Origin of the sequence: Streptomyces africanus, from assembly GCF_002150735.1 — a bacterium.
Classification (GTDB): Bacteria; Actinomycetota; Actinomycetes; order Streptomycetales; family Streptomycetaceae; genus Streptomyces; species Streptomyces africanus.
On sequence record NZ_MUKA01000621.1, the window covers coordinates 1 to 695 of the forward strand.

Annotated in this window: 2 pseudogenes; both read left to right on the plus strand. The window is 74.0% G+C overall.

Annotation, left to right across the window (positions count from 1 at the left end):
- Window positions 1-259: pseudogene (locus CCL05_RS42780) on the plus strand (sucrase ferredoxin); the annotation flags it as partial.
- A gap of 103 nt (window positions 260-362) precedes the next feature.
- A pseudogene (locus tag CCL05_RS46900) lies at window positions 363-695 on the plus strand (histidine kinase); the annotation flags it as partial.

The window sequence follows — 695 nt, forward strand, 5'->3', positions numbered from 1 at the left end:
GGCCGAGCTCGCCGTGCGCACCAGGACCGGCGAATACGCCGCGGAGGCGCTGAGCGTCGTACGGACGGCCGGCGCGGCCCCGCGCTGGGAGGTGACCGTCGCCCACGCCGACGGGCGCCGCTGGCGGGTCGAGGTGGCCCAGGGCACGGCCCTGCCGCCCCGGCCGGAGAGCTGCGGAGCGGCGGTCCTCGGTTCGCCCGCGCGGATGGACGTGGTGGCCGTGCGCGAGGTGAGCGTGACGACGGCGCTCGCGAGCTGACCGGCCCGCCGACCGTGGTCCGGACCGTCTCCGCAAGCATTGATCAAGAGATCCACGCCACACCCGTTACGGCAGGTAGCCGGCCCCACGTACCTTCTTGGGTATGAGCCCCACTCCCCCCGCACGCCGCCTGCGCCTCGGCCTGCCGCGGCGNNACGACCAGGCGATGCGCCGCGCGCTCGCCATCGCGCAGACCACCGCGCAGCAGCCGGGCCTCGCGAGGGAAGTGAGGGACACGCCTCCCTCACCGAACGGTCCGGTGCAGCGGGAGGCGGAGCGGATCCGGAAGGCCACCAAGGCCGAGTACATCGTGGTGATGGACTGGCGGGGCGTGCGCTGGTCGCACACCGATCCGAAGCAGATCGGCGGCATCGTCTCGACCGACCCGGGCCAGGCCCTGGCCGGCAAGGAGGTCATGGAGATCGACAGCGGCACC